At 71.7% G+C, this 18,541-nt stretch carries 16 protein-coding genes; 7 read left to right on the top strand and 9 right to left on the bottom strand.

Translation table 11 applies throughout. The features are described from left to right. Window positions 1-41 precede the first annotated feature (41 nt). The 3 genes from ACFVGS_RS07045 to ACFVGS_RS07035 all read left to right on the top strand — a co-directional run bounded on the left by ACFVGS_RS07045 (window position 42) and on the right by ACFVGS_RS07035 (window position 3,093). On the top strand, window positions 42-797 hold the full coding sequence (locus tag ACFVGS_RS07045; protein WP_385691218.1) for a GntR family transcriptional regulator: 756 nt from the start codon (window positions 42-44) through the stop codon (window positions 795-797). An 11-nt stretch (window positions 798-808) separates the two neighbouring features. Continuing rightward, window positions 809-1,057, top strand: coding sequence for a hypothetical protein (locus ACFVGS_RS07040; protein ID WP_385691216.1), 249 nt, complete (start codon window positions 809-811; stop codon window positions 1,055-1,057). 248 nt (window positions 1,058-1,305) lie between these two features. Further along, window positions 1,306-3,093 (top strand): AIPR family protein, encoded by a 1,788-nt coding sequence (locus ACFVGS_RS07035; protein WP_385691213.1) that lies wholly within the window; start codon window positions 1,306-1,308, stop codon window positions 3,091-3,093. Between the two features lie 7 nt (window positions 3,094-3,100). On the opposite strand, the gene lepB is transcribed toward ACFVGS_RS07035, so the two are convergent. The 3 genes from lepB to ACFVGS_RS07020 all read right to left on the bottom strand — a co-directional run bounded on the left by lepB (window position 3,101) and on the right by ACFVGS_RS07020 (window position 8,595). Beyond that, window positions 3,101-3,862, bottom strand: coding sequence for a signal peptidase I (gene lepB, locus ACFVGS_RS07030; protein WP_385691505.1), 762 nt, complete (start codon window positions 3,860-3,862; stop codon window positions 3,101-3,103). Between the two features lie 333 nt (window positions 3,863-4,195). Further along, window positions 4,196-6,067, bottom strand: coding sequence for an MFS transporter (locus ACFVGS_RS07025; RefSeq protein ID WP_385691212.1), 1,872 nt, complete (start codon window positions 6,065-6,067; stop codon window positions 4,196-4,198). Window positions 6,068-6,156: 89 nt separating this feature from the next. Then, a complete protein-coding gene (locus tag ACFVGS_RS07020) occupies window positions 6,157-8,595 on the bottom strand; it encodes a D-alanyl-D-alanine carboxypeptidase (RefSeq protein WP_385691206.1) in 2,439 nt (812 codons plus the stop codon). A gap of 162 nt (window positions 8,596-8,757) precedes the next feature. On the opposite strand from ACFVGS_RS07020, the gene ACFVGS_RS07015 reads away from it, so the two are divergent. The 3 genes from ACFVGS_RS07015 to ACFVGS_RS07005 all read left to right on the top strand — a co-directional run bounded on the left by ACFVGS_RS07015 (window position 8,758) and on the right by ACFVGS_RS07005 (window position 10,910). Beyond that, a complete protein-coding gene (locus tag ACFVGS_RS07015) occupies window positions 8,758-9,462 on the top strand; it encodes a GPP34 family phosphoprotein (RefSeq protein WP_356074051.1) in 705 nt (234 codons plus the stop codon). 150 nt (window positions 9,463-9,612) lie between these two features. Further along, entirely contained in the window at window positions 9,613-10,476 is an 864-nt protein-coding gene (locus ACFVGS_RS07010) for a helix-turn-helix domain-containing protein (protein WP_384421807.1), read from the top strand. A gap of 233 nt (window positions 10,477-10,709) precedes the next feature. Beyond that, a complete protein-coding gene (locus ACFVGS_RS07005; RefSeq protein WP_384421805.1) occupies window positions 10,710-10,910 on the top strand; it encodes a DUF397 domain-containing protein in 201 nt (66 codons plus the stop codon). Between the two features lie 106 nt (window positions 10,911-11,016). On the opposite strand, the gene ACFVGS_RS07000 is transcribed toward ACFVGS_RS07005, so the two are convergent. Next, complete coding sequence (locus ACFVGS_RS07000; protein WP_385691203.1) at window positions 11,017-11,853, bottom strand: hypothetical protein; 837 nt, start codon at window positions 11,851-11,853, stop codon at window positions 11,017-11,019. 82 nt (window positions 11,854-11,935) lie between these two features. Between ACFVGS_RS07000 and ACFVGS_RS06995 the strand changes: the two genes are divergently transcribed. Continuing rightward, the gene (locus ACFVGS_RS06995; protein WP_384421802.1) at window positions 11,936-12,730 is read left to right on the top strand and encodes an SDR family oxidoreductase; all 795 of its coding nucleotides are present in this window, start codon (window positions 11,936-11,938) and stop codon (window positions 12,728-12,730) included. A gap of 136 nt (window positions 12,731-12,866) precedes the next feature. On the opposite strand, the gene ACFVGS_RS06990 is transcribed toward ACFVGS_RS06995, so the two are convergent. The 5 genes from ACFVGS_RS06990 to ACFVGS_RS06970 all read right to left on the bottom strand — a co-directional run bounded on the left by ACFVGS_RS06990 (window position 12,867) and on the right by ACFVGS_RS06970 (window position 18,498). Beyond that, a complete protein-coding gene (locus ACFVGS_RS06990) occupies window positions 12,867-13,985 on the bottom strand; it encodes an ADP-ribosylglycohydrolase family protein (protein WP_385691200.1) in 1,119 nt (372 codons plus the stop codon). A gap of 128 nt (window positions 13,986-14,113) precedes the next feature. Continuing rightward, window positions 14,114-16,714, bottom strand: coding sequence for a bifunctional FO biosynthesis protein CofGH (locus ACFVGS_RS06985; RefSeq protein ID WP_385691197.1), 2,601 nt, complete (start codon window positions 16,712-16,714; stop codon window positions 14,114-14,116). Window positions 16,715-16,772: 58 nt separating this feature from the next. After that, window positions 16,773-17,126 (bottom strand): hypothetical protein, encoded by a 354-nt coding sequence (locus ACFVGS_RS06980; RefSeq protein ID WP_384421797.1) that lies wholly within the window; start codon window positions 17,124-17,126, stop codon window positions 16,773-16,775. Next, window positions 17,123-17,584: a prevent-host-death family protein gene (locus tag ACFVGS_RS06975; protein ID WP_384421795.1), complete on the bottom strand. Its 462-nt coding sequence runs from the start codon at window positions 17,582-17,584 to the stop codon at window positions 17,123-17,125. Before ACFVGS_RS06975 ends, ACFVGS_RS06980 begins: the two co-directional genes overlap by 4 nt. Window positions 17,585-17,664: 80 nt before the next feature. Then, window positions 17,665-18,498, bottom strand: coding sequence for a TIGR03619 family F420-dependent LLM class oxidoreductase (locus tag ACFVGS_RS06970; RefSeq protein WP_384421794.1), 834 nt, complete (start codon window positions 18,496-18,498; stop codon window positions 17,665-17,667). Window positions 18,499-18,541: the final 43 nt, after the last annotated feature.

Raw genomic sequence — 18,541 nt, 5'->3', positions numbered from 1 at the left:
GCTAGTTAACTAGATTAGAGCTAGTGGACTAGATTTTCCATATGCCTGAGCAGCCGCCCTACCTCCGCATCGCCGACGAACTGCGGCGGCGGATCGCGGAGCACGAGTGGACACCTGGAGACCGGCTGCCCTCTCGGGCACAGATCGGCCAGGAGTGCGGAGTAGGCGAGAACGTCGTCCGTCGGGCCCAAGAGCTCCTGATCTCCCAGGGCGTGTTGGAGGGGCGGGCCGGCTCCGGAACCTACGTGGCCGAGCCCCGGCAGCGCGTGCGGATGGTTCGCTCCGCGGCACGTGAGCAGCCCGACGGGTCGCCGTTCCGCGCGGACATGAAGGCCGTGGGCAGAAATGGCGGCTGGGAGAGCCGGACCGACGCCAAGGTGCCGGCGCCCGCAGAGATCGCGGCTCGGCTCGGCATCGCCGAAGGGGCCCTGTGCGTCCGCACCGTGTACGAGTTCCTCGCCGACGGTCGGCCCGTGCAGCTGTCGACGAGTTGGGAGCCGTACGACCTCACTGGCGGCACCCTTGTCATCCTTCCCGAGGGCGGGCCGCATGCCGGGGCCGGCGTCGTGAACCGGATGGCTGAAATCGGCGTCATCGTCAGCCATGCCGTCGAGCAGCCCGAGCCGCGGCAGGCCACCGCCGAGGAGGCGTCGCTTCTCGGGATCCAGAAGGCCGCGCTCGTCACGCACATCCGGCGGACGTACTACAGCGACCAGGGGCGGCCTGTCGAGACGGCGGACATCGTCGTCCCCGCAACCCTGTGCGAGATCGTCTACGAGATTCCGATCAACCGGTAGCCGGGGGCGACATGCACAACGAGCAGCACGACGAGCGGCTATCGGACGACGAGCTGAAGCTCTTCATCCAGTACCTGCATCGGTACGCGAACCACGACCTGGACCTCTTCCAGCTCCTGGAGGTCGGCGACCCCGAGCACCCCGTCTACGTGGTGTTCAGCAGGGACTATCCCCCGGTCGCGGAGGCCTCTGACTACCAGCGGCCGTTCGCGGAACGGCGACCGCCGACGTCCACACCTGACATCAACGACGGTGGATGACAGCAGTCCACGACGGCTCCGCAGGGCAGACGCGAGCAGCGGTCCGCCCCCACGGACGACGCCCCGACCGAACTCCTAAAGCGGGTGTCGCAGGTTCGAATCCTGCCGGGGGCACCGGGGAACACAGATCAGGGGCTCTTCCGTCCAGCGGACGGAAGAGCCCCTGATTGCGTCAGTGCCCCCTTTTTCCCTGTGCGACCGACGGCCGACGGGTATATTCGTCGGTCGAGTCACAGGGGAGGCTTTTCATGTCCAAAGCTGCGCAGCCCGTTTCCAACGAGGTGATGCTCCTGACGGAGCGGCTGAAGCAGAGCAAGGCCGAAACGTATCCGGACATCTCCGACCAGGATTACTTCCTGATCAGTTCCACGGACACCGTTCTCCGGCACAAAGGCCTCTCCTCGCGGCAGATCGAGGACGGAATCACCGACGGCACCAACGACGGGGGGATCGACGCCGTCTACCTGTTCGTCGACGGGCAGATCGTCGAGGACGCGTCCGAGGCCACCCACGGCACGAACACGCCGCAGCTCGAGCTCGAGATCATCCAGACGAAGGACGAGAGCGGATTCAAGGAGATTCCGCTCCAGCTCTTAATCGACCATCTTCCGGTACTGCTCCGGCTCGACAGGCCGGACGGTCTCGAGGAGGAATTCAATCCGCGACTCCTGGAGCGGTTCGACTCGTTCCGGGACATCTATCTGGCCGCCTCCAGCCGTTTTCCGGCGCTGTCCATCAGCATTCGGTACGTGACGCGGTCATCGGAGATTCCGCACACGAAGGTGAAACGCAAGGCCGCCCGTCTCGAGAAGAGCATCGCGGAGCTCTTTCCGGACGCCAAGGTCGCCGTGGACCTCATCGGGGCGGGTGACCTGAACACCCTGGCGCGGCAGCGGAAGTCGAACACGCTGACGCTCCGGCTGTCGGAGAGCCCCATGTCGCCCGAGAAGGGCGGATTCGTCTCCCTGGTGCGCCTCGAGGACTACAACAGCTTCATCACCGACGAGAACGGCCGCCTGCGGGACGAGATCTTCGAGGAGAACGTCCGCGGCTACGAGGGCGCCACGGTGATCAACCGCGGCATCGCGGAGTCCCTGCGGCAGGGGGACGACGCCGACGCCGACTTCTGGTGGCTCAACAACGGGGTCACCGTGATCGGCAAGCGGGTGCAGCCCTCGGGGAAGATGCTGCACATCGAGGATCCGCAGATCGTCAACGGCTTCCAGACGTCCCGGAACGTCCACGAGTACTTCCGCCCGCACCGGCCGTCGCCGGAGAGCGTGGGCACCCGTCCCGAGGGGCGGATGCGGCAGATCCTCGTGCGCGTCGTCGAGACCAGGGACGAGGCCATCACCGCGCAGGTCATCAAGGCCACGAACAGCCAGAACCGCGTCTCGGCGGCCTCGCTCCGGTCCGGGGACCCCTTCCAGCGCAGCATCGAGGAGTACTTCCAGCGCCAGGGCTTCTACTACGAGCGGAAGCGGAACCACTACAAGAACCTCGGAAAGCCGCGCACCCAGATCGTCGAGGTCCTCGAACTCGCCCAGGCCGTAGGGGCGATCCTGCTCCAGCAGCCGCACATCGCCCGGGGCGCGCCGTCCTCCCTCGTGCGCGGGAAGTACGAGCGGGTCTTCAAGAACACGACTCCCCTGGAGGCGTACCTCCGCAGCGTCCTCGTGATGCGCGCGATCGACGACTTCCTCCCCTCGGTGGCCGGCCTGAGCGGTGCGTACGACCGGTCGAACGTCCGCTTCCACCTGGCGAGGGCGGCCACCGCGTTCGCGCTCAGGTCGTCCCGCCCGCAGGGCAAGGCCGTGGCCGGCCTCGACATCTCCCTCCTCGACGCCGCGTTCCTGGAGCGCGTGTACGAGTGGGTGGTCGAGCGCAGGGACGCCGCCGCGAAGGCCACCGACGTGCACGACCTGGGCGTCCTCGCCAAGGGCGGCGAGTGGGCGACCGAGATCGACAAGCGGCTGAGCAAGTACACCGACAAGACGCGCTGGCCGGTGACACTGACGCCTCCGCGTTCCGCCTGAGGCGTCGTCAGCGGGCGGCGCCGAGGCCCGGCTGGTCGAAGGTCTCCGGGACCGGGAGGGTGGACCAGTGGGGCACCGGCCAGGCGACGACCACCGCGCGGCCCACCACGTCCGCCTCGGGGACCATGCCGCCGTGCGGGTCGTCGCGGTGGTAGCGGGAGTCCAGTGAGGCCTGGCGGTGGTCGCCCATCACCCAGAGGTGGCCGGCCGGGACGGTGACCTTGAACTGGCCGGCCGGGTCGGGGCTGCAGGCCGTGTTGCCGGGGTAGACGTACGGCTCGGCGAGCGGCTTGCCGTTCACCTTCAGGGGGCCGTCGCCCTTGCACTCGACGGTGTCGCCCGCGACGCCGATGACCCGCTTGATCAGGTGCTTCTCCCCGACCGCCGGCATCAGGCCGATGAAGCCCATGAACCGCTGCGCCGCGTTGGGCTCCTCCGTCGGCAGGTTCGACAGCCAGTCGGCGGGGTCGCGGAAGACCACGACCTCGCCCCGGGCGGGCTCCGAGCCGAACCACGGGGTGAGCTTGTCGACCAGGACCCGGTCGTCCTCCTGCAGGGTGTTCTGCATGGAGCCCGAGGGGATCAGGAACGCCTGGAGCAGGAAGGTCTTGATCAGGAAGGCGAGGACCAGCGCGATGACGACGAGGAACGGGAGCTCCACCCAGAACGGGCGGCGCCGCTTCGGGGCCGCCGCGCCGGGGTTCTCCCGGTTGCCGGTGTTCTCCCTGTCCTCCTTGTCGTCCGCACCCGATCGTGCGTCCACCACCATGTCGCCCACTGCCACCGCCGACCTCGTCACGTACGTGCTGTCCGCAAGGAGCCTATGCCCGACGGGGCGCCGCCCGGCCGTCACCGGCCGCCCCGCACCCCGTACGGGTGACCCCGCCGGGGCTAGGCCGTCTCTTCCGGATCTTGGCCGGGTCCGCGACGCCTGGCACGGCACCTCGCCGCGTTGCCAGAGCGCCCCGATAGCTCCGCTATCGCGACACTCCGGCGCCTTGCGATGCTTCCCCTCGGCCCTGGCGGGCCTGGGGAGACCCCATGCACCAGACGCCGCGGCCTATCCGGCCCTGATCCGAAAGAAACGGCCTAGCGGGGGAGGTCAGCGGAGTTCCTCCGGGCAGGTCGTGCCGCGCGGGAAGAGCTTGTAGGGCGCGGCGAGACGGTAGGTGCCGGCCTTCGGGGCGAGGAGTTCGGTCCACTCGTCGCCCTCCGCGTCCGGCTCGGCCTTCAGGAGGCAGCCCTCCTCGTTGGCGAACACCTTCGGGATCTCGGTCTCGGAGGCCTCGCGGGCCTCCTTCGACGCCTCCGTCTCCTGCGGCGGCTCGATCTTGCCGCCGTTCTCGTCGACGAGCGCGAGCCACGGCGAGTAGGGCACCCGGATCCTGACGCGCGCGGGCCGGTCGAGCTGCAGCACGACCTCGTTGGCCTCGGCGCGCTGGACCCGTGCCGGCGGGTCGGCGAGCGGTGTGGGGTCGGTGACCTCGTACAGCCGCCAGTTGGCGTCGGACCACACCTGCTTCAGGTACGGCAGCCCGCCGTCGACCAGCTCGGCCTCGGCCTCGGCGCCCGAGTCGGGCGCGCCGGTCGGCAGGACCACGTAGCGCACGGCCCAGCGGCCGAGCCAGTCGTGGTAGTTCACCGCGTTGAGGGTGTCGTCGTAGAAGAGCGGGTTGCGCTCGATGTCGGCCTGCCGGTTCCAGCCGCGCGCCAGGTTGATGTACGGGGCGAGCGCGGAGGACTCGCGGTGGCTGGAGGCCGGCACGACCTCCACCCGGGCCTGCTCGGCGCCCCGCTCCTGGAGCTGGTTGATCAGCGGCGCCACCTCGCGGGCCCAGGACGCGTCCGGGGCGGTGCGGATGACGTCGTCGACGCCCTTGAAGCCGATCCACGCGTTCAGCCCGGCGAAGGCCAGCACGATCGCGTACCAGCGGCGCGAGCGCGGCCGCGCGTACGGCAGGGCCGCGAGCAGCACCACACCGGCGAAGAGCATCACCAGGCGGGAGACGTTCGAGCCGATCTGGGAGTCGACGAGCCAGGTGAGCAGCGTGCCCGCCGCGTACACGGCCGCCGCCGTCCGCACCGTCCGCCAGTCCTTCGGGACGAGGACGAGGACGAGGACGCCGAACAGGAACGGCAGGCTCGTCGACGCCAGCGACATCGGCTGCGTACCGGAGAACGGGAACAGCCAGGCCGAGAGCGCCACGACCGCGACCGGCGCGAGCCCGACCGCGTATGCGCCGGGGCGCCGCTTGTTGAGGAAGAGCGCCGCCGCGACCACGCCCAGGAACAGTCCGGCGACCGGGCTGCACGCGGTCGCCAGCGCGGCGAGCGGCGCTGCCACGGCCGCCTTCGCCCAGCGGTGGTAGCGCCAGCGGTGCGGCCAGCAGAAGACCGCCGCGACCGAACCGAGCGCGAACATCATGCCGAGGCCGAAGGTGACGCGCCCCGACAGCGCGTTGCACAGGAAGGCGAAGACACCGGCGAGCGCGCACGCCATCGGATTGCGCACCGCCCGCACCCGCACCAGGATCAGCGCGGTCAGGGCGGCCGAGAGCGTGCCGGCGATCATCATCGTCGTACGGACGCCGAGCACGGACATGACGTACGGGGAGACGACGCTGTACGAGACCGGGTGCATCCCGCCGTACCAGGCGAGGTTGTACGCCGAGTCCGGGTGCCGGCCGACGAACTCGGCCCATGCGTCCTGCGCCGCCAGGTCCCCGCCGCTGTTGGCGAAGAAGAAGAACCACAGGACGTGGGTGAGGGCGGCCACCGCGGTGGCGACCAGGACGGGGTAGCGCCGTTTGCGGCGGCGCGGGGCGGCGCCCGCGCCGTCGGCGCCCCGGGAGGCGCCGTCGGTGGTGGCGGTGGGCCGGTCGGGTGCCGGCCGCTGCCCCGGGAGTTCTATTCGCGAAGGTGAAGACACGTCGGGTTGGCCTCCGGCCTCACGGGTCCCCTCGGCGGTGCTCAATGCGGCCCTTTCCCGTGCTGCCCTTCTTCTCGTTCCCCGGGGGAACGCTAACAGGAGGGCGCCCGGGGAGCTCCCGGGCGCCCGTCCGATCAGCCCAGTCGGGTCAGCTTCTCGCCGAAGCCGGGCTCCACCAGGTCGTCCTTCAGGGCCACCGGCGCGCTGACCTCACCGGTGCCGGTGCCGATCGACACCTCGCCGACGACGTCCCCGGCCTTGGCGGCGTGCGGGGGCTTCTTCCCGCCGTCGCCGAGCCGCAGGTCCACCTTCAGGCCCGGCCAGCCGACCGCCTTGAGGTCCTTGGTGGACACGACCGGCGTACGGCCGCCGAGCCCGTCGTCCACGTAGCCGACGACCTGGCCCTTCTTCACCACCGCGGCGGAGGTGACGTCCTGCTGCGCCTTCTGGATGAGCTTGAGGCTGTTCTGGATCGCCAGCTCCAGCTTCTGCCACAGCTGCGGGGCGTCCTTGGCTCCCATGACGATGCCGAGGATGCGGCGCTTCTGGCCGTCGACGACCGTGTACGCCGACCACAGCAGGTTGCCGCCGGCCGGGGTCGACGAACCCGTCTTGATGCCGGCCACACCCGGCTGGAGCAGGATGTTGTTGTTGTTCTCGATCTGGCCGGGGATGCCGTCGACCGTCACGTTCGGCATGTCCACGATCTCGCGGAACACGTCGTACTGCATGACCGCCTTCGCCAGCTTCAGCTGGTCGAGCGGCGTCGACACGGTGGTCGCCTGGAGACCGGACGGGTCCGTGTACGTCGAGCCGGTCATGCCGAGCTCCTTGGCGGCGGCGTTCATCTTCTCGACGAACGCGGCCTCGGAACCGGCGTCCCAGCGGGCGAGCAGCCGGGCCACGTTGTTGCCCGACGGGATCATGAGGAGCTGGAGCAGCTCCTTCTCCGAGTAGGTCTGGCCCTCCTTGATGGGGGCCGTCGACTCGTCCTTCGCCTTCGCCTGCTCGCCCGCGGTCTTGTCGACCTCGATCTCCGGGCCGTTGCCGTTCCCCTTGATGGGGTGGTCGCGGAGGATCACGTACGCCGTCATGGTCTTGGCGACGCTCGCGATCGGCGCGGGCTTCTGCGGCCCGTACGTGCCGAGCGAACCCACGCCCTCGACCTCGGCGGCGCCCTGGCCCTCGTTCGGCCACGGCATCTGCAGCGGGCCGCCCTCGAAGGTGTACGTGGGCGACGCGGAGAGCACCAGCCTGGGGTCCGGCAGCGGGCGCACGAACTGTACGACCGCAAAGACGACGAGGAGCAGGACCACCAGCGGGGTCCAGATCTTCAGCCGGCGGACGGTGGTGCGCAGCGGCGTCGGCGCGGGCGGCGGCGTGTTGGTCAGCTCCGCCAGGATCTCCAGCGGCGGGCGGGGCGGCATCGGCTGCTGCCTGGTCCGCTCCGCCTCGGCGAGCGACGGCGGTACGGGAGCCTCCGCCTGCGCCGCGGCGGGCGCGGGCGCGGCGGCGGGGGCCGCGGCGGGCGCGGGCGCCGACGTGGGCGTGGGCTGCTGCTGCGGCTTCGACTGCGGCTTGGGCTGCTCCTGGGTGATGTCGCCCTGGAGCGGCCGGAACAGGGACGGCGGCAGCTTGAGCGCGGTCGTCGGCTGGTCGACGGGCTGGGACTTCGGCGTCTCCGCCGCCGTCGTCCCGGCCTCGCTCTCGGCCTCGGGCCCGGCCCCGAGCCCGGACTGCGACTCGGCCTCGGCCCGGGCCTTCGGCTCCTCGGCGGGCTTGAACGCCTTGAAGACCGCGGTCGGCTGATCGACCGGCCCGGCCGCGGGCCGGGCCGCCTTGGGCTCCTCGGGCCGCTTCACCGACGGCTCCTCGGGCTTCGGCTCGTCGTCGGCCGCAGCCTCCGGCTCCTCCTCCGCCCGGGGCGCGGCGGGCTTGCGCGCGGCGAACCACGACTCGGCCGGAGCCGCGGACTCGGCGGCGGCAGCGGCCTGGTCCGTCGCGTCGGCCTCGGCATCGGCCTTGGTCTCGTCCGTCACGTCGGCCTCGGCCTTGGCCTTGGTCTCGTCCGTCACGTCGGCCTCGGCCTTGGCCTCGTCGTCCGCCTCGGCGGTGGCCTTCGTGTCGACGTCCGCCACGGCGTCAGCGGTCGGCTGGGCCTCGGCGTCGGCCGGCTCGGCGTCCGCCCGCACCCGGGACTCCGCCTCGGGAGCCTCCGGCTCCGTCTCGGACTCCGGCGCCGTCTCGGCCCGCGCCTCGGTCTCCTCCGCAACCGGCTCCGTCTCGGACGCGTCCTCCGTCACGGAAGACTCGGCCGACGGCGACTCCGTCTCCGAAGGCGCCGAGGACTCCGACTGCTCAGCGGCCCGTACGGGCGCCGGCTCCGCCGGCTCCCCGGGCTCGTCCTCCGGCGCCGTCCGCGGTGCCAGGGCCCGGAAGACGGCCGTCGGCTCGTCGACCCGGTCCCGGAGGACGGACAGTCGCGGGTCCTTGCCGTCGCCGCCGACCGCGCTCTCCCGCTGCTCCGCCTTGTCGGGGGACTCGCCCGCCACCGTGCCTCCTCCATCGCTCATGCGTACGTCCGAACCATCTACCAGTGTCCTGTGTGAACCCCTTGGCCCCCGTGCTAGACGAGAACGACATACCTGCCGGTTCCCGTACGAACCACCCAGGCACTCTCGACAGATGAATGTGAGAGGGGTCACCCTGTCATTCATCCACGCGGGGAGGCATGGATGGGCAGGAGCCGCAGAACTATTCCGGAGGAGCTTCTGCTGCTCGCTCTGGACCCGGCCACGGGTACCACAGCGCAGCCGCAGTCGCTCGACCTCGGCCTGGCCGGAGCACAGCTAGTGGAGCTGGCTCTGGCAGGACGGATAGCCCCTGACGGGGATCGTATCGCCGTGGTGATGCCACGGCCGACCGGAGATCCGACTCTGGACTCCGCACTGGAACTGCTGCGCAGGCGCGGCAGTCCGGTCCGGGCCGTCCACTGGATCGGCGGGCCCCGACTGGGGCTGCGCCAGACGTATCTCTCGCATCTGGAGCGCTGCGGCATGGTCCATGCCGTGGAGGGCCAGATGTGCGGGGTGCTGCCGACGACTCGCTACCAGGCGACGGACACGGCCATCAGCCGGGAGATCAGGGCCCGGCTGGACAGTGCGATCCGCACCGGCGTACCGCCGGACCCGCGGACCGCGGCGCTCGCCGCGCTGGCCCACGCGGTCGGTCTCGGCAAGCACCTGTACCCGGGCAACGAAGGACGGTCGTCGCGGTCCCGGCTGCGCGATCTGATCCGGCACGACCCCATGGGCGGTCTCGTGGCGCACGCCGTGATGGACGTCCAGAACGGCGTGGGCGCCCAGCCCCGTCGGAGCGCCACGGCCGGCGGGGTGCCGTCCCAGCCGCGCCGCGGCACCATGGCGCGCGCCGCCATGTGACCGCCTCCGTGTGCGGGCGGGCCGTCCTCACGGCCCGCCCGCACACGTCGCGTTGTGGTCATTTCCCAGCGCACACCACACCTTTGGTGGCAGTCTGCCAAGCGGTAGATACTCACAGCTACGCAGCAGACAGCCGGAGGTGCAGTTTCCGTGGCGTCCAATGTCAACCCCACCGTCAGGCGACGCCGATTGGGCCAGGAGCTGCGTCGGCTCCGGGAGGCGAAGGGCATGACGGCCGAGCAGGTGGCCGACCGCCTGCTCGTCTCCCAGTCCAAGATCAGCCGTCTCGAGAACGGCCGGCGCTCGATCAGCCAGCGTGACGTCCGTGACCTGTGCGGGGTGTACGAGGTCGAGGACGACCGCGTGGTCGACTCGCTCATGCAGATGGCCAAGGACTCGCGCCAGCAGGGCTGGTGGCACGCCTTCGGCGACATCCCGTACAGCGTCTACATCGGTCTGGAGACGGACGCGGAGAGCCTGCGCGTCTACGAGCCGCAGATCATCCCGGGACTGCTGCAGACCCACGGCTACGCGGAGGCCGTGATCGCCGGCGCGCTGCCCGAGTCGACTCCGGCCGACATCGACAAGCGGGTCACGGTCCGCACCCGCCGCCAGGACCGCATCAAGGACGACGAGCGTCCGCTGCGGCTGTGGGCGGTCATCGACGAGGGCGCGCTGCGCCGGCTGGTCGGCAACCGGCAGCTGATGGTGGAGCAGTTGGAGCACCTGATCGAGCAGTCGCACCTGCCGCACGTGACCGTTCAGGTGCTGCCGTTCCACATGGGCGCGCACCCGGGCATCAGCGGGCATTACGCGATTTTGGAATTCCCGGACACTTCCGACTCCTCCGTGGTCTACATCGAGGGCGTGACGAGCGACCTCTATCTGGAGAAGGCGCAGGACGTCGCGAAGTACAGCGTGATGTACGAGCACCTGCGGGCCCAGGCGCTGAATGTCGAGGACACCCGGGAGTTCGTGACGGAGATTGCGAAGCAGTACGCCGCCGGAAAATAGGGGCGTCGCGGGCTGAATGCCGACATTCGGCCGGGGCGCGGGGGAAGAGGCCGGTACGGTACACCCCCGACTCGCTCCGGCGGAAGGCCACTTGGAATATGCCATCCGGTCGGGTGAACGCCGGTGCCACACGACGGGGCCGGGCGCTAGCGTCGATCACGCCAGAGCACAGCAACGTTGGCGTGACTCCTACTGGCAGCACCCAGCACTCGAGAAAACCGGAGCAGAGAACAATGGCGATTATTCAGGGCGGCACGGACAGCTGGACGAAGTCCTCGTATTCCGGTGGCAACGGCGCCTGCGTCGAGGTCAAGTCGCCGGTCGTGAACGCGATCGCGGTGCGGGACTCGAAGGCTCCCGAGGGCCCTTCCCTCTCTTTCGGACCGGGCACGTGGAACACGTTCGTGGGCGAGGTGAGCGCCGGGGTCCTGTGACCCCGCGCGCGTTTCCCGCCGCGTCAAGGAATGAGCCCTCTCGACCGGTCCGCCGTCCTGGCCGAGGGGGCTCGGCCTTGCCCGCGCACAGCCCCGCGTACGGGCCTCAGCGCAGCTCGTCCACGTAGCGGTCCGTACCGGGCACCGTCGGGACGAAGGGCGCCGCCAGTTCGAGCTTCCCGCCCCACTCCCCCGCCGCCGTCTCCAGGTCGGCGAAGTGCGCCGCCCAGCACTCGCGCGGGTCGCACTCCAGGAACCACAGCAGGGTGAGGCGCGTGTCGACGCCCTCGACCTGCTTCACGTAGGTCATCCGGTCGCCGGGCAGCGGCGTGGGCCGGAAGAGCGTCACCATCGCCGCGGGCGAGCCGGCGAGCCGCCGCGGGAGTTCGCGCGAGCGCAGCCGCTCGACGAGCGCCGCCCGCGCGCCCGGGCCCTCGGCGTCGACGACCTGGAGGACCAGGCCCGCGTAGGGGTGGTCGAGCGCGTGGAGGTCCCGGGGCCCGGCGGCCCCGTCGCGGTAGACGGTCACCTCGTGGTCCTGGAAGGACGTGAAGACGTGCGTCCGGTCGTGGTAGACCCGGGCGTCGCGGTTGAGCCGCTTGTTGATGGCGACGGTCCACTTCATGTGGTCGTCGTAGCGGCCGTCGGTGATCCAGTACGTGGAGAGGTAGCAGCCGGCGGTGACCGGCTGGGCGACGGCGGACTTCTCCGGGGCGCGCAGCTCCTGGAGGTCGCGGGTGGCGACCCAGCGGCGGCCGGCGAACATCCAGGGCATGGCCATGGCCCCGGCGTAGTAGTGGTCGTCCTCGTACCAGCGGTTGTAGGCGTACTCGTGGCCCGGGTGCGGTTCCACCATGGTGATCAGGGCGTGACCGGGACGCGTGCCGTACGGGCCGACCGCGGCCAGCTCCGCGTAGGTGTCGCTCCTCGTCTCCTCGCTCATGCTCGTTCCCCTTCCCTTGTGGTTGACCCGGCCCTACTCTGACGGCCCGTCAGATCAATGGCCAGGGTCAGGGAGGCGTCGGATGGCATTCCAGGGGCTGCTCCACGGGAAGACGGTCGTCGTGTCGGGCGTGGGCGCAGGGCTCGGCCACCGGATCGCCGAGACGGTGGTGCGGGACGGGGGCCGGGCGGTCCTCGGGGCACGCACCGAGGCCAATCTGGCGAAGTCGGCGGCCGAGGTCGACCCGGACGGGACGAGGACCGCCTTCCGGGCCACGGACATCACGGACGAGGCGCAGTGCGAGGCGCTGGCCGCGCTCGCGGTGGAGCGCTTCGGCGGGATCGACGCGGTGGTCCACGTGGCGGCCTGGGACTCGTACTTCGGCGGTCTGGAGGACGCGGACTTCGCGACCTGGCAGGGCGTGCTCGACGTGAACCTGCTCGGCACGCTGCGGATGACCCGGGCCTGCCTGCCGGCGCTGAAGGAGCGGGGCGGTTCGGTCGTCCTGATCGGCACCCAGTCGGCGGTCGCCGCGCCCTCGCAGGTGCGCCAGGCGGCGTACGCGGCGTCGAAGGGAGCGCTGACGTCGGCGATGTACTCGCTGGCGCGCGAGCTCGGCCCGTACCGGATCCGGGTCAACACGGTGCTGCCCGGCTGGATGTGGGGGCCGCCGGTGCAGGCGTACGTGCAGTTCACGGCGCACACCGAGCAGGTGCCGGAAGAGCGGGTGCTGGCCCGGCTGACGGAGCGGATGGCGCTGCCCGAGCTCGCGACGGACGGCGACGTGGCGGAGGCGGCGGCCTTCCTCGCCTCGGACCGGGCGCGGGCGATCACGGGCCAGTCGCTGCTCGTCAACGCGGGCGAGCTGATGCGCTGAGCGTTGTTCCGGGACCTCCGTCCATGCGCACCCGGCGCTCGTCAGCGAACACCGGGTTCCGGTGTCCGTGACGGAAATCGCCTGGATGCGAAGAGGTTCACGGATTCTGCGCGTTCCGCCCTCGTCGTCGCGCCGCTCAGCCCCTCGGGTAGCGGCTCAGCCAGCCCGACGCCAGATCCGCGGGGCCGTGCAGCGCGGCCCCCTGGGTCATCTCCATCGCGAAGTCGTCCGCCAGCTCCAGCACCGTGGAACGGCCCTCCAGTTCGGCAACCCAGGCCGGCGGGAGGGCCGTCTCGCCGTGCAGGGCGCCGAGCAGCGCCCCGGTGAGCGCGCCGGTCGCCGCCGACGGGCCGTCGTGGTTGACCGCGAGGCGCAGCCCGTGCCGGATGTCCTCGGCGACCAGGGCGCAGTACAGGGCGGCCGCCAGCTGTCCCTCGGCCCGGTCCTCGGCCGCCCCGAGCGCCGTCACCCGTTCCGCGTCCGGCACTCCCTGCCGTACGGCGGCGAGCGCGGCGTCCAGGGCCCCGGTCACCGGCTCGTGGCCCGGGCGCGGGGTGAGCTGCTCGACGGCGACGCGGACGGCGGCCTCGATGCCGCCGCCGCGGGCCAGGCCGTGCACGACGACCGCGAGCGCGCCGGCCGCGAGGTACGCGGCGGGATCGCCGTGCGTCTGCGCCGCGCACTCGACCGCGAGCTGGCAGACCAGCTGGGGCTCCCAGCCGACGAGCAGCCCGAAGGGCGCCGAGCGGACCAGGGCGCCGCTGTCGGCGGCCTGCGGGTTCTTGGGCCGGTCCGGGGTGCCCAGGATCTCGTCGCCGAAGCCCGTGAGACAGGCCCGGGCCGGGTCCCGGCGTGCGTACAGCCACTCCTGGCGGGCCAGCCAGCCGAGGTCCGCCCGCCGCTCGTCGGGGCCCCAGTCGCGCTGGGTGGCCGCCCAGCGCAGATGGGCCCGGTGGACGTCGGTGGGCGGGTGCCAGGCGCCGGTGTCGCGGCGGACCTGGGCGCGGATGAGGCCGTCCACGGTGAACAGGGACATCTGGGTGGCGGCGGTGACGGCGCCACGGCGGCCGTAGGCGGGTGCCAGGTCGGTCAGGCCCTCGGGGCCGTGGGCCTCGCGCAGTGCCGCGAGGCCGCGGCCGGCCGCCGCGGCGCCGAGGGCGTCGCCGACCGCGCCGCCGAGCAGACAGCCGCGGACGCGCGACCGGAAGTCCTGCTGTTCGGTGCGGCCCCACACGGCCGCGGCTGTGGTGGTCACGACGTGCCTCCCCCGGTCAGCGGCTCCTGGTCCAGCACTGTAATAGACCGGATGCGCTCATTCGGGGGACGGAACGTTATGTGATCCGACGCCCTTCAGGCGGTTTTTGACCGCAGTTCGCCCGGGGTTCAGTCCTGGACGATCGGCAGCAGCTCCGGCAGGTGGCCGTCCGAGGCGCGGGCCGCGCGCTGCCGCTCCTCCGGGACCTCGCCGTACAGCGTGGTCCGCGGTCGGGCCGGGCGGCCCGCCGCCGCGGCGATGGCCTCCAGGTCGCGGATCGAGCGGTACGAGCCGTAACTCGAGCCGGCCATCCGGGAGATGGTCTCCTCCATCAGGGTGCCGCCGAGGTCGTTGGCGCCCGAGCGGAGCATCTCGGCGGCGCCCTCCGCGCCCAGCTTCACCCAGCTGGTCTGGATGTTGGGGATGTGCGGGTGGAGGAGGACCCGGGCCATCGCCGTCACGGCCCGGTTGTCGCGGACGGTCGGGCCCGGGCGGGCGATGCCCGCGAGGTAGACCGGGGCGTTGGTGTGGATGAACGGCAGTGTCACGAACTCCGTGAAGCCTCCCGTCTCCTGCTGGATCCGGGCCAGGGTGCGGAAGTGGCCGAGCCAGTGCCGGGGCTGGTCCACGTGCCCGTACATCATGGTCGACGACGACCGGATGCCCAGCTCGTGCGCGGTGGTGATCACCTCGATCCAGGTGGCGGTCGGCAGCTTGCCCTTCGTCAGTACCCAGCGGACCTCGTCGTCGAGGATCTCGGCGGCGGTGCCGGGGATCGAGTCGAGCCCGGCCTCCCTGGCCGCCGTCAGCCACTCGCGGATCGAGAGGCCGGTGCGGGAGGCCCCGTTGACGACCTCCATCGGCGAGAAGGCGTGCACGTGCATGCCGGGGACGCGTTCCTTCACCGCCCTGGCGATGTCGAAATAGGCCGTGCCCGGCAGGTCCGGGTGGATGCCGCCCTGCATGCAGACCTCGACGGCGCCGACGTCCCAGGCCTGCTGGGCGCGGTCGGCGACCTGGTCCAGGGACAGGGTGTAGGCGTCCGCGTCGGTACGGCGCTGGGCGAAGGCGCAGAAGCGGCAGCCGGTGTAGCAGACGTTGGTGAAGTTGATGTTCCGGGTGACGACGTACGTGACGTCGTCACCGTTCACCGTCCTGCGGATGTCGTCGGCGACCCGGCACAGGGCGTCGAGGGCCGGGCCGTCGGCGTGCAGCAGGGCGAGGGCCTGCGGGTCGGTGAGCCTCGTCGGGTCGTCGGCGGCCACCGCGAGGGCCTCGCGCACGTCGGCGTCGATCCGCTCCGGCGCCATGCCGGGGGCGGCGGCCTCGCGCAGCGCCTCCCAGTCGCCGTACACCTCGTCGAAGTCGGCGCGGCGGTCGCCGGTGCGGCCTTCGGTGTCGATGGTGCGGTGCAGGTCGGTGCGGCCGGTGCCGCCCGCGGCGGCGAAGGTCTCGTCCGGCTCCTGCCAGGGCAGTCCGCGCACCGGTGCGTCCGGGTTCGCGAGACCGGTCTCCGGGTCGGCGAGCGCCCGGACGTGCGGCAGCAGCCGCGGGTCCAGCCAGGGTTCGCCGCGCCGGACGAACTCGGGGTAGACGCAGAGCCGTTCGCGCAGCTCGAAGCCGGCGGCGCGGGAGCGGGCGGCCAGTTCGTCGATCTGCGGCCAGGGCCGCTCCGGGTTGACGTGGTCGATGGTGAGCGGCGAGACGCCGCCCCAGTCGTCGATGCCGGCGGCGATCAGCCGCTCGTACGCGGAGTCGACGAGGTTCGGCGGGGCCTGGAGGCAGGCGCTCGGGCCCATGATGAGCCGGGCGACGGCGACGGTGGCGACCAGGTCGTCGAGCTCGGCGTCCGGCATGCCGCGCATGGCCGTGTCCGGCTTGGCGCGGAAGTTCTGGATGATCAGCTCCTGGATGCCGTGGTAGGCCCGGGCGGTCCGGCGCAGCGCGAACAGCGACTCGGCGCGCTCCTCGGGCGTCTCGCCGATCCCGAGCAGCAGCCCGCTGGTGAACGGCACGGAGGAGCGCCCGGCGTCCTCCAGGACCCGCAGGCGCACGGCGGGCTCCTTGTCGGGCGAGCCGAAGTGCGGGCCGCCGGGCTCGGACCAGAGCCGGGTGGCGGTTGTCTCCAGCATCATGCCCATGCTCGGCGCGACGGGCTTGAGGCGCTGGAAGTCCGTCCAGGACATCACGCCGGGGTTGAGGTGCGGGAGCAGCCCCGTCTCCTCCAGGACGCGGATCGCCATGGCCCGCACGTACGCGATGGTGTCGTCGTAGCCGTGCGCGTCCAGCCACTCGCGGGCCTCGGGCCAGCGGTCCTCGGGCTTGTCGCCGAGGGTGATCAGCGCTTCCTTGCAACCGAGCGCGGCACCGCGGCGGGCGATGTCGAGGACCTCGTCCGGTGACATGAACATCCCGTGGCCCGCGCGGCGGAGCTTGCCGGGCACGGTCGCGAAGGTGCAGTAGTGGCACTTGTCCCGGCAGAGCCGCGTGAGCGGTATGAACACGCTCTTCGAGTAGGTGATGATCCCCGGCCGCCCGGCCGCCGCGAGCCCCGCGTCCCGCACCCGCCCGGCCGTCGCGACCAGGTCCGCCAGGTCGTCCCCGCGCGCCCGCAGCAGCACGGCGGCCTCACCGACGTCGAGCGCGACCCCGTCCCTGGCCCGCCTGAGCGCGCGTCGCATGGCGTTCACGGTGGGCGCGGAGACGCGGTTTTCCTGGTGATCCGTCATGGACCGAGCATACGAGCGGCCGAGGCCGCCGGGTCCCGGCCCTCCGCTAACGGACCGTTCAGTCGGTGTCCTTGGGATGCCGGGGCGCGGCATACACGAGGTGCACCGTCCTGCGCCGCTCGTCGACCAGGTACCGCACCCGGCCGCCGGCGGTGACTTCGTACTCCCACTGCGGATAGGCCTGGCCGCCGAGCGTGCCCACCGCGAGGCGACCGCGCAGCCGGTGCTGCCGGTCCGGGTCGTCCCGGCACAGCGGATCGCGGCGCAGGGCTTCGAAGCACCGCCGGGTGTTGCCGGGGGCTTCGGCCCCGAGCTCGCCCCGTCCCTCGGCCGCCTCGTTCGTCGCGAAGCGCAGCCGCCATTCGTCGCCGACCGGTGGTGGAGCGACGTCGTCGCCACGCTTCGGTGTCACGGAGCGGTCACCTCACCGTGGTCCTCGTCGGGGAGGGGCCGGGTGAGCTGGGCGGTGAGGGCCGGATCGGCGAGGACGCGGGCCGTCGCCCGCCATTCCACGATCGTGCGGTGCAGGGTGGCGTGGACATCCAGTTGCGCCGCGTCGTGCGTCGCGTCCACCAGGTCCTGCACGAATTCCCGCAGCTCCTCCTCCGACAGGTGACGCGCCCACGGGAACACCGCGGGAAGGGCGCGCCCTATCACTCGGGCGCCGTCGTCAGCGGCGAGGAGCGCCGCGAGGAGCCGAGCGGTGACGTCGGCCGTTTCCTCGCGCTCCTGGTCGTAGCTGGCCGTGGTGAGGTACAGGTCCTCTCCGTCGCGCCGGGTCACGAGCAGGCGGTGCGCCCGGAAAAGCCTCGCCGCGACCTGCTTCGAGTTCTTGGAGAGCTCGGAGAAGGCGACAGTGGGGGTCAGCATGCACCGACCCTACTTCGGAATGTATTCCGAAGTCGATCGCTCGCCGGAGCCTCCTGTCGGCCGGACCTCCTCGACCGGGCTCACAGATACCTCGCGTACTCGTCGAGGACCCGCAGCACCCCGGCCTCCGGCTCCGGGGGCAGCTGGAGGACGACCTCCTCGCAGCCGAGCTCCTCGTAGTGGGCGAGCTTGCCCGGGCTCGGGAGGACGGCGTACGGGACGACCTGGAGGGCCTTCGGGTCGCGGCCCGCCCGTTCCCAGACCTCCCGCAGGGCCGGGATCGTCTCCGTCAGGCCGCGGCCGCCGATGGGCATCCAGCCGTCGGCGTAGTCGGCGACGTGGTCGAAGAGGCGGGGGCCCGCGGCGCCGCCGACGAGGGTGCGGGGAGCGCCGGCGGCGGGCTTGGGCCAGGCGTGGGAGGCGCGGACGGAATAACCGAAGGCGCCGTCGTACGCGGTGGGTTCGGCGGCCCACAGGGCGCGCATCAGGTGCACGGCGTCGCGGGTGCGTGCGCGGCGGGTGCGCCAGTCGACGCCGTGGTCGGCGGCCTCCTCGCGGTTCCAGCCGAAGCCGACGCCGAGGGTGAAGCGGCCGCCGGAGAGGTGGTCGAGCGTGGCGATCTGCTTGGCGAGGGCGATCGGGTCGTGCTCGGCGACCAGCGTGATGCCCGTGCCGAGGCGGAGCCGCTCGGTGACGGCGGCGGCCTGGCCGAGGGCCACGAAGGGGTCGAGCGTGCGGCCGTACTCGCGGGGCAGTTCACCGCGGCCGGCCGGGTCGGGCGTGTCACGGGACACGGGGATGTGGGTGTGCTCGGGCAGGTAGAGCCCGGCGAAGCCGCGCTGTTCGAGTGCGCGGGCGAGCCGCACGGGGCCGATGGTCTCGTCGGTCAGGAAGATCGTGGTCGAGATCCGCATAGGCGGCACGGTAGGGGGTGCGGCGTGGATTTCCGAGGGGTGC

The organism is Streptomyces sp. NPDC127114 (assembly GCF_042677525.1).
Lineage (GTDB): Bacteria > Actinomycetota > Actinomycetes > Streptomycetales > Streptomycetaceae > Streptomyces.
The sequence above is the reverse complement of the archived record's forward strand: the minus strand, read 5'-3'. Positions and strand labels throughout refer to the sequence as shown.

Bases quoted from the DNA above. Each gene is read 5' to 3' on its own strand.
- ACFVGS_RS07045 (WP_385691218.1), top strand. From the start codon at position 42: ATGCCTGAGCAGCCGCCCTACCTCCGCATCGCCGACGAACTGCGGCGG.
- ACFVGS_RS07040 (WP_385691216.1), top strand. From the start codon at position 809: ATGCACAACGAGCAGCACGACGAGCGGCTATCGGACGACGAGCTGAAG.
- ACFVGS_RS07035 (WP_385691213.1), top strand. From the start codon at position 1,306: ATGTCCAAAGCTGCGCAGCCCGTTTCCAACGAGGTGATGCTCCTGACG.
- lepB (WP_385691505.1), bottom strand. From the start codon at position 3,862: ATGGTGGTGGACGCACGATCGGGTGCGGACGACAAGGAGGACAGGGAG.
- ACFVGS_RS07020 (WP_385691206.1), bottom strand. From the start codon at position 8,595: ATGAGCGATGGAGGAGGCACGGTGGCGGGCGAGTCCCCCGACAAGGCG.
- ACFVGS_RS07015 (WP_356074051.1), top strand. From the start codon at position 8,758: ATGGGCAGGAGCCGCAGAACTATTCCGGAGGAGCTTCTGCTGCTCGCT.
- ACFVGS_RS07005 (WP_384421805.1), top strand. From the start codon at position 10,710: ATGGCGATTATTCAGGGCGGCACGGACAGCTGGACGAAGTCCTCGTAT.
- ACFVGS_RS07000 (WP_385691203.1), bottom strand. From the start codon at position 11,853: ATGAGCGAGGAGACGAGGAGCGACACCTACGCGGAGCTGGCCGCGGTC.
- ACFVGS_RS06995 (WP_384421802.1), top strand. From the start codon at position 11,936: ATGGCATTCCAGGGGCTGCTCCACGGGAAGACGGTCGTCGTGTCGGGC.
- ACFVGS_RS06985 (WP_385691197.1), bottom strand. From the start codon at position 16,714: ATGACGGATCACCAGGAAAACCGCGTCTCCGCGCCCACCGTGAACGCC.
- ACFVGS_RS06975 (WP_384421795.1), bottom strand. From the start codon at position 17,584: ATGCTGACCCCCACTGTCGCCTTCTCCGAGCTCTCCAAGAACTCGAAG.
- ACFVGS_RS06970 (WP_384421794.1), bottom strand. From the start codon at position 18,498: ATGCGGATCTCGACCACGATCTTCCTGACCGACGAGACCATCGGCCCC.